General features: G+C 56.5%; 7 protein-coding genes. All 7 read right to left on the reverse strand.

Annotated features, from left to right (window positions below):
* Window positions 1-508, reverse strand: a 508-nt coding sequence (nuoI, locus tag ACRCWW_RS05545) for an NADH-quinone oxidoreductase subunit NuoI (RefSeq protein ID WP_438681517.1), incomplete at its 3' end; no start/stop codon positions are given.
* Between the two features lie 14 nt (window positions 509-522).
* Window positions 523-1,500, reverse strand: coding sequence for an NADH-quinone oxidoreductase subunit NuoH (nuoH, locus tag ACRCWW_RS05550; RefSeq protein ID WP_312625274.1), 978 nt, complete (start codon window positions 1,498-1,500; stop codon window positions 523-525).
* Window positions 1,497-4,223, reverse strand: a complete 2,727-nt coding sequence (gene nuoG / locus ACRCWW_RS05555) for an NADH-quinone oxidoreductase subunit NuoG (RefSeq protein WP_438681518.1) — start codon at window positions 4,221-4,223, stop codon at window positions 1,497-1,499. Before nuoG ends, nuoH begins: the two co-directional genes overlap by 4 nt.
* A 132-nt stretch (window positions 4,224-4,355) precedes the next feature.
* Complete coding sequence (gene nuoF, locus ACRCWW_RS05560) at window positions 4,356-5,693, reverse strand: NADH-quinone oxidoreductase subunit NuoF (protein ID WP_438681519.1); 1,338 nt, start codon at window positions 5,691-5,693, stop codon at window positions 4,356-4,358.
* Window positions 5,693-6,193 (reverse strand): NADH-quinone oxidoreductase subunit NuoE, encoded by a 501-nt coding sequence (nuoE, locus tag ACRCWW_RS05565; RefSeq protein WP_404657320.1) that lies wholly within the window; start codon window positions 6,191-6,193, stop codon window positions 5,693-5,695. Before nuoE ends, nuoF begins: the two co-directional genes overlap by 1 nt.
* 2 nt (window positions 6,194-6,195) lie before the next feature.
* The gene (gene nuoC / locus ACRCWW_RS05570) at window positions 6,196-8,001 is read right to left on the reverse strand and encodes an NADH-quinone oxidoreductase subunit C/D (RefSeq protein WP_404657319.1); all 1,806 of its coding nucleotides are present in this window, start codon (window positions 7,999-8,001) and stop codon (window positions 6,196-6,198) included.
* A gap of 89 nt (window positions 8,002-8,090) precedes the next feature.
* A complete protein-coding gene (gene nuoB, locus ACRCWW_RS05575; RefSeq protein WP_097161758.1) occupies window positions 8,091-8,765 on the reverse strand; it encodes an NADH-quinone oxidoreductase subunit NuoB in 675 nt (224 codons plus the stop codon).
* Window positions 8,766-8,830 lie beyond the last annotated feature (65 nt).

An 8,830-nucleotide genomic window follows, 5' to 3' on the forward strand; every position in this document is an offset into this window, starting at 1 on the left:
CTTCGTTTTCCGCTTCGCCCTTATCTTTGCCGTCGATTGCCATACCCGCCATCCGGTAGAAGTTATATTCCGGGTATTTGCCCGGACCGGAAATCAGCAGATCCTCTTTCTCGTACACCAGATCCTGACGCTTGTATTCACCCAGTTCGAAGTCCGGGGTCAACTGAATCGCCGTGGTTGGGCACGCTTCTTCACACAGACCGCAGAAAATGCAGCGTGAGAAGTTAATGCGGAAAAACTCCGGGTACCAGCGGCCGTCTTTGGTCTCTGCTTTTTGCAGAGAAATACAGCCCACCGGACAAGCTACGGCGCACAGGTTACAGGCTACGCAACGCTCTTCGCCGTCCGGATCGCGCGTCAGCACGATACTGCCACGGTAGCGCGGCGGCAGGTAAACGGGCTCTTCCGGATACATCTGCGTTTCGCGTTTAGCGAAAGCGTGCATCCCGATCATCCAGATACTGCGAACCTGGGTGCCGAAGCCCACTACTAATTCTTTTAAAGTCATGGTCTATTCGCCCCTTATGGCTGCTGCCAGAGAATGACAGCCGCCGTTACCAGCAAGTTGATCAGCGTCAGCGGCAGGCATACTTTCCAGCCGAAGGACATCACCTGGTCATAACGCGGACGAGGCAATGCAGCACGGATCAAAATGAACATCATCATGAAGAACGCCGTTTTGATGGCGAACCAGATGAATGGCGGTAAGAACGGACCCTGCCAGCCACCGAAGAACAGCGTCACGATCAGCGCTGAAACAGTGACGATACCGATGTACTCACCCACGAAGAACAGACCGAACTTCATGCCGGAATATTCGATGTGGTAACCGTCCGCCAGCTCCTGCTCTGCTTCCGGCTGGTCAAACGGGTGACGGTGACAAACCGCCACGCCCGCGATAGCGAAAGTAATGAAGCCGAAGAACTGCGGAATCACGTTCCACAGGTGAGCCTGGTTGTTGACGATGTCGGTCATGTTGAAGGAACCGGCTTGCGCCACCACGCCCATCAGCGACAGACCGAGGAACACTTCGTAGCTCAGGGTCTGCGCAGAAGCACGCATCGCACCGAGCAGTGAGTATTTGTTGTTACTCGACCAGCCCGCGAACAGCACAGCGTAAACAGCCAGACCGGCCATCATCAGGAAGAACAGAATGCCGATGTTGAGGTCGGCGACCACCCAGGTCGGGCTGACCGGGACAATCGCAAACGACAGCAGCAAAGAGGTGAACGCGATAACCGGCGCCAGGGTGAAGATCACCTTGTCGGTAAATTTCGGGATCCAGTCCTCTTTGAAGAACATCTTGATCATGTCAGCCACGAGCTGGAGTGAACCACCCCAGCCTACGCGGTTCGGCCCGTAACGGTTCTGGAACAGACCGAGAAGACGACGCTCGCCGAAGCTCATGAACGCGCCGCAGGTGACGACCACCAGCAGAATGACCACGGCTTTCAGGATGCTTAACAGAATGTCGATAACATCCGGTGTTAACCAACTCATGCTTTCGCCTCCTGCAGATTTTCAATACGTGCACCCGCCAGCACTGGCGCAATACCCGGCATACCCATTGGCAGACCAATTTGCCCTGCGGTCAGCGCATCGGAGAGCACCAGCGGCAGAGTCATGGTTTGACCGTCGTAGCTAAAGGCAACCGTCGCACCCGCATTCACACCAAGCTTCGCGGCGTCTGCCGGGTTGAGCTTGAGGTACGGCTGCGGCATGCGGCTCTGGAAGACCGGTGAACGCTGTGACAGTTCATCGCTGCCGAACAGGTGATAGTACGGCGCAATACGCCAGTTGCCGTCCTGTGCTTCGAAGCTTGCTGGTACGGTGTTGAAATACTCCAGACCGTTAGCAGACGCTTCAATCAGACGCACGCCCGGATCGCCATGACGCAGTTTGCCGCCCACTTCAGCCTGGAACTTGTTCCATGCCTGCGGGGAGTTCCAGCCTGGTGCCCATGCGAATGGGATCTGTGAACGTTCGGCCAGCGGACTGTTGTTCCCTTCCATTGAGAAGGCGAACATGGTGTCTTTATCCTGCGGCTGACGCGGTTCGTGCACACTGATATTCGCACGCATGGCGGTACGGCCACTGTAACGGTGCGGTTCACGTGCCAGTTTCTGACCACGGATACGGAACGACGCGTCTGGTGCAGCGTCTTTGATACCCGCCAGCTGTGGCAGTTTGGCTACAGCGGCATCGATAACATGATCGAGCTGCGTCCAGTCCACTTCGCGGCTCTGCACGGTGCTGTGCAGCGAGTGCAGCCAGCGCCAGCTTTCCAGCATCACGGTGTTGCTGTCGTAGTAAGCCGGATCATAAACCTGGAAGAAACGCTGGGCGCGGCCTTCGTTGTTAATCACCGTCCCGTCGCTTTCAGCAAAGCTTGCAGCAGACAGCACCAGATGAGCTTTGTCCATGATAGCGGTGCGCTGATGGTCGATAACCATCACCAGCGGCGCTTTTGCGAGAGCAGCATCAACACGGGTCGCGGAAGCGTGACGATGGAGATCGTTCTCCAGCACCACCACGGCATCAGCAGAACCGGACTCCAGTTCGCTTAATGCTTCTTCCAGAGAACCGCCGCCAATCATGCCGAGGCCCACGCTGTTGACCGCGCGAGCAATCATGGTCACGCCAACGTCTGCGCCACGGCCTTTCAGCGCTTTGGCAACGTTCGCCGCAGCCTGAATCACTTCCGCGCTACCGGCGTTGGTACCGGAAACAATCAGTGGCTTCTTCGCACCGGCCAGAGCCTGCACGATGACGTCAATTTTGCCTTTCAAATCGTTGCTCAGGTCTTCAACCGCTGGCGCGCTGTTATCCAGTGCGTGGGCGATAGCAAAACCTAAACGTGCCTGGTCTTCGACCGGAGCGCAGTAAGTCCACGCCGCGATGTCATCCAGACGAGTGCTGTCGACGTTAGTCACAAACAGCGGATGCTTAGCGCGCTGACCGATGTTAAGGATTGCCGCAATCTGCCAGTCAGCCACTTTCTGGGCCGCTGCCATTTCACGTGCCTTGCCTTTCACCGCCTGGCGAACCGCCAGGGCAACGCGGGCGCCGGTCTGCGTGATGTCTTCACCCAGCACCAGAACCGCATCATAAGATTCGATGTCGCGCAGCGCTGGTGTGTGGATGCCGCCTTCACGCAGCACTTTCAGTGCCAGCTGCAGACGTTCCTGTTCACCTTTGGCGATACCGGTGTAGAAGTTCTCTTCCCCGACCAGTTCACGCAGTGCGAAGTTGCTCTCAACGCTCGCACGCGGAGAACCGATCCCGATAACCTTCTTCGACTGACGCAGAATATCTGCGGCACCCTGCATCGCCTGCTCGGCGTTCAGGGTAATGAAGTCATCACCACGACGCTGTACTGGCTGACGCGGACGGTCTTTCAGGTTGACGTAGCCATAGCCGAAGCGACCACGGTCACAGAGGAAGTAGTGGTTCACTGTACCGTTGTAACGGTTTTCGATACGACGCAGTTCGCCGTAGCGCTCACCCGGGCTGGTGTTACAGCCGATGGAGCACTGCTGGCAGATGCTTGGCGCAAACTGCATGTCCCATTTACGGTTGTAACGCTCGGAGTGGGTTTTATCGGTGAAAACGCCGGTCGGGCAGATTTCAACGAGGTTACCGGAGAATTCGCTCTCCAGCGTGCCGTCTTCCGGACGACCGAAATAGACGTTGTCGTGTGCGCCGTAAACACCCAGATCGCCGCCATCAGCGTAATCTTTGTAGTAACGCACGCAGCGGTAACAGGCGATACAGCGGTTCATTTCGTGAGAGATGAACGGCCCCAGATCCTGATTACGGTGAGTACGTTTGGTGAAACGGTAGCGACGGAAGCTGTGACCGGTCATAACGGTCATATCCTGCAGGTGGCAGTTGCCGCCCTCTTCACAGACCGGACAGTCGTGCGGGTGGTTGGTCATCAGCCACTCCACCACGCTTTCGCGGAACTGTTTTGCTTCTTCGTCATCAATCGAGATAAAGGTGCCGTCGGATGCCGGAGTCATACAGGACATCACCAGGCGGCCACGCGTGTCTTCCGCGTTTTGGTATTGCTTCACCGCACACTGGCGGCAGGCGCCAACGCTTCCCAGCGCCGGATGCCAGCAAAAGTATGGAATATCAAGGCCATGAGAGAGACAAGCCTGTAACAGGTTGTCCGCTCCGTTGACCTCGTATTCTTTGCCGTCTACATGAATCGTAGCCATTAGCGTGCTTCCAGTTGGCCCAGTCAGAGACTGAGCGTTAATCGAAAATCTTTCCCCTCACCCCAACCCTCTCCCCTGAGGGGCGAGGGGGGAAACCAGCACATCCCCTGGGTTAAGGTGAGAGGTGAAAAATTACCAGCGCGTCTTCAGCAGGTTTGGCTGGATGCCATTGATCGCATGGGTATTGCTGACCTGCTGCTTGATGCCTGCCTCGAACTCTTCGCGGAAATATTTAATCGCGCTTTGCAGCGGTTCAACCGCACCTGGCGCGTGGGCACAGAAGGTCTTACCCGGACCGAGGAATCGACACAGTTGCTCAAGTGTCTCGATATCGCCCGGCTGGCCTTCGCCACGCTCCAGCGCTCGCAGGATTTTCACGCTCCACGGCAGACCATCACGGCAAGGCGTACACCAGCCGCAGGACTCGCGGGCGAAGAACTCTTCCAGGTTACGCACCAGCGGTACCATGCCGATCTCATGATCGACGGCCATCGCCAGCGCCGTACCCAGACGGCTGCCTGCTTTACCAATGCTTTCAAATTCCATCGGCAAATCGAGGTGAGATTCGGTCAGGAAGTCCGTCCCTGCCCCGCCGGGCTGCCAGGCTTTGAATTTCAGACCATCACGCATACCACCCGCGTAATCTTCCAGAATCTCACGCGCGGTGGTGCCAAACGGCAGTTCCCAGACGCCTGGATTTTTCACGCGGCCAGAGAAGCCCATCAGCTTGGTGCCTGCATCTTTACTGGTAGAGATGTTCTGGTACCACTCCACGCCGTTGGCGAGAATGGCTGGCACGTTACACAGGGTTTCTACGTTGTTCACGCAGGTTGGCTTGCCCCAGACACCGGAGCTCGCCGGGAATGGCGGCTTGGAACGTGGGTTAGCACGACGGCCTTCGAGGGAGTTAATCAGCGCAGTTTCTTCACCGCAGATATAACGCCCTGCGCCGGTGTGCACGAACAGCTCAAAGTCGAAACCAGAACCGAGGATGTTTTTCCCCAGCAGGCCCGCTTCGGTGGCTTCAGCAATCGCACGACGCAGATTGGCTGCCGCTTCGATGTATTCGCCACGCAGGAAGATGTAGCCACGATAGGCTTTCAACGCAAACGCGGAGATCAGCATGCCTTCCACCAGCAGGTGTGGCAGCTGTTCCATCAACAGGCGGTCTTTATAGGTACCCGGTTCCATCTCATCGGCGTTACACAGCAGGTAACGGATGTTCATGGATTCATCTTTTGGCATCAGGCTCCACTTCAGACCGGTGGAGAAGCCCGCACCGCCGCGCCCTTTCAGGCCCGCGTCTTTGACCTGATTGACGATTTCGTCAGGCGCCATGCCACCCAGCGCTTTACGTGCGCCTGCGTAGCCGTTTTTCGCCTGATACTCGTCCAGCCAGACCGGCTGTTTGTCATCACGCAGACGCCAGGTCAGCGGATGCGTTTCGGGAGTCAGGATAACGTTTTTCATTATTTATACCGCTCCAGCAGCTCAGGGATGGCTTCCGGCGTCAGATGGCTGTGAGTGTCCTCATCAATCATCATGGTCGGCCCTTTGTCGCAGTTGCCCAGGCAGCAGGTCGGCAGCAGCGTGAAGCGGCCATCAAACGTGGTTTGACCCGGTTTGATGTTCAGCTTAGCTTCAATCGCGGACTGAATGCCCTGATAGCCGGTGATATGGCACACTACGCTGTCGCAGTAGCGAATGACGTGGCGACCCACTGGCTGGCGGAAGATCTGGCTGTAGAAGGTCGCAACGCCTTCGACGTCGCTTGCCGGGATCCCGAGGACATCCGCGATCGCGTAGATAGCCCCATCCGGCACCCAGCCACGCTGCTTCTGAACGATCTTCAGCGCTTCAATGGACGCCGCACGCGGGTCTTCGTAGTGGTGCTTTTCGTGCTCGATAGCGTCACGCTCGGCCGCACTCAGCTCAAAAGCCTCGGTTTGTGGTTGTTGATTCTCGTGCATAATTAGCGGTCCACATCAGACATGACAAAATCAATACTACCCAGATAAACGATCAGGTCCGAGACCAGGCTGCCGCGAATCGCCGCCGGGATCTGCTGCAAGTGCGCATAGCTCGGGGTACGGATTCGGGTACGGTAACTCATGGTGCTGCCGTCGCTTGTCAGGTAGTAACTGTTGATCCCCTTCGTCGCTTCAATCATCTGGAAGGATTCGTTGGCCGGCATGACCGGGCCCCAGGAAACCTGCAGGAAGTGCGTGATCAGGGTTTCGATATGCTGCAGCGTGCGCTCTTTCGGTGGCGGCGTGGTCAGCGGGTGATCCGCTTTGAACGGGCCTTCCGGCATGTTTTTCAGACACTGCTCAAGAATACGCAGGCTCTGGCGCAGCTCTTCCACTTTCAGCATCACACGGGTGTAGCAGTCGGAAACACCACCGCCCACCGGGATTTCGAAGTCGAAGTTTTCATAACCAGAGTAAGGACGCGCTTTACGCACGTCGAAGTCGATCCCGGTGGCGCGCAGGCCAGCCCCGGTGGTGCCCCACTCCAGCGCTTCTTTGGCGGTATACGCCGCCACGCCCTGAGAACGACCTTTCAGAATGGTGTTACGCAGCGCGGCTTTCTCGTAGGAAGCCAGACGCTTCGGCATCCAGTCGAGGAATTCACGCAGCAGACGATCCCAACCGCGCGGCAGGTCGTGTGCAACGCCGCCGATACGGAACCAGGCCGGGTGCATACGGAAGCCGGTGATCGCTTCAACCAGATCGTAGATTTTCTGGCGATCCGTAAACGCAAAGAAGACCGGGGTCATCGCGCCAACGTCCTGGATGAACGTGGAGATGTACAGCAGGTGGCTGTTGATACGGAACAGTTCGGAGAGCATGACGCGGATAACGTCTACTCGCTCAGGAACCTTGATACCTGCCAGTTTCTCAACGGCCAGCACGTATGGCATTTCATTCACGCAGCCGCCGAGGTACTCGATACGGTCAGTGTACGGAATGTAGCTGTGCCAGGACTGACGCTCGCCCATTTTCTCAGCACCACGATGGTGGTAGCCGATATCAGGAACACAGTCGACAATCTCTTCGCCATCAAGCTGCAGAATGATACGGAATGCACCGTGTGCAGACGGGTGGTTCGGGCCGAGGTTGAGGAACATGAAGTCCTCGTTCTCGGAGCTGCGCTTCATGCCCCATTGTTCAGGCTTGAAGGTCAGCGCTTCCATCTCCAGATCCTGCTTGGCTTTGGTCAGCTCAAACGGATCGAATTCGGTCGCACGTGCCGGGTAGTCTTTACGCAGCGGATGGCCTTCCCAGGTGTCCGGCATCATGATGCGACGCAGGTTTGGGTGGCCTTCAATGTTGATACCGAACATTTCCCAGGTTTCACGCTCATACCAGTTGGCGTTCGGGAAAAGTTTGGTGACAGTTGGCACGTTCAGATCGTTTTCAGAAAGAGCCACCTTCAGCATGATGTCGCGGTTGCGATCGATAGAAATCAGGTGGTAGAAAACGGAAAAATCCGCGGCGGGTAACCCGTCACGGTGTGTGCGCAGACGCTCGTCCATGCCGTGTAAATCAAACAGCATGACGTAAGGTTTTGGCAATTTCTTGAGGAAATCGACCACTTCCAGTAACTGTTCACGCTTAACCCAAACTACCGGAACCCCGGTGCGGGTAGGCTGAACGGTAAAGGCATCCGGCCCAAAGCGGTTGCGCAGTTCGCCAATCACCGGGTCATCGAGATGATCCCGGGTCTGCCATGCGGCGGCTTCATGCGCGGTTAAATCGGTCATATTGTTCACCATTGCAAAAGGTCCGTGGTGACTGTTGGGCGTGGCTCCGCGCTATTAATTTTGATATGCGAAGGCTTATTCCACCGCCCACAGGCGCAAAGTTAAATCTCGTCAGGTGTACGAAGATTCGTCACAGCAATACGTTCGCCGCGTTTACGCTCGCGCTCAGATTGCATATTGGCGCGATACACGCCCTGATCGCCAACCACCCAGGAGAGCGGACGACGTTCTTTGCCGATGGATTCCTGCAGCAGCATCAGTGCCTGCATGTAGGCTTCCGGGCGTGGCGGGCAACCAGGGATGTAAACATCAACCGGGATAAACTTATCAACGCCCTGCACGACAGAATAAATGTCGTACATGCCGCCAGAGTTTGCACAAGCGCCCATGGAGATAACCCATTTCGGCTCCAGCATCTGGTCATACAGACGCTGAATGACCGGCGCCATTTTGGTGAAACAGGTTCCGGCTACGACCATCAGGTCAGCCTGACGTGGGGAAGCACGCAGTACCTCGGCCCCAAAACGCGCAACGTCATGCACCGCAGTGAATGACGTCACCATTTCAACGTAGCAGCAGGAAAGGCCAAAGTTATAAGGCCAGATTGAGTTCTTGCGGCCCCAGTTGACCATATCGTGCAGAGCATTTTCGAGCTTGCCCATGTACACGCTTTTGTTCACTTCCTGCTCAAGAGGGTCAGTGACGATCTCCTGTTTTTGCAGGGGGTAACGGTCGTTCTCACCGTTAGGATCTATGCGGGTGAGCGTATAATCCATCTTATTGCCTCGCTTTTACTGCGTATGACGATTAGTGTCGGTTTCCGGGTTAACCAGCGTGCGAC

The sequence above is a fragment of the Scandinavium sp. genome (assembly GCF_051650185.1).
Taxonomy (GTDB): Bacteria; Pseudomonadota; Gammaproteobacteria; order Enterobacterales; family Enterobacteriaceae; genus Scandinavium.

Excerpts from the sequence above, each read along its gene's own strand:
- nuoH (WP_312625274.1), bottom strand. The coding sequence starts at position 1,500 with ATGAGTTGGTTAACACCGGATGTTATCGACATTCTGTTAAGCATCCTG.
- nuoG (WP_438681518.1), bottom strand. The coding sequence starts at position 4,223 with ATGGCTACGATTCATGTAGACGGCAAAGAATACGAGGTCAACGGAGCG.
- nuoF (WP_438681519.1), bottom strand. The coding sequence starts at position 5,693 with ATGAAAAACGTTATCCTGACTCCCGAAACGCATCCGCTGACCTGGCGT.
- nuoE (WP_404657320.1), bottom strand. The coding sequence starts at position 6,193 with ATGCACGAGAATCAACAACCACAAACCGAGGCTTTTGAGCTGAGTGCG.
- nuoC (WP_404657319.1), bottom strand. The coding sequence starts at position 8,001 with ATGGTGAACAATATGACCGATTTAACCGCGCATGAAGCCGCCGCATGG.
- nuoB (WP_097161758.1), bottom strand. The coding sequence starts at position 8,765 with ATGGATTATACGCTCACCCGCATAGATCCTAACGGTGAGAACGACCGT.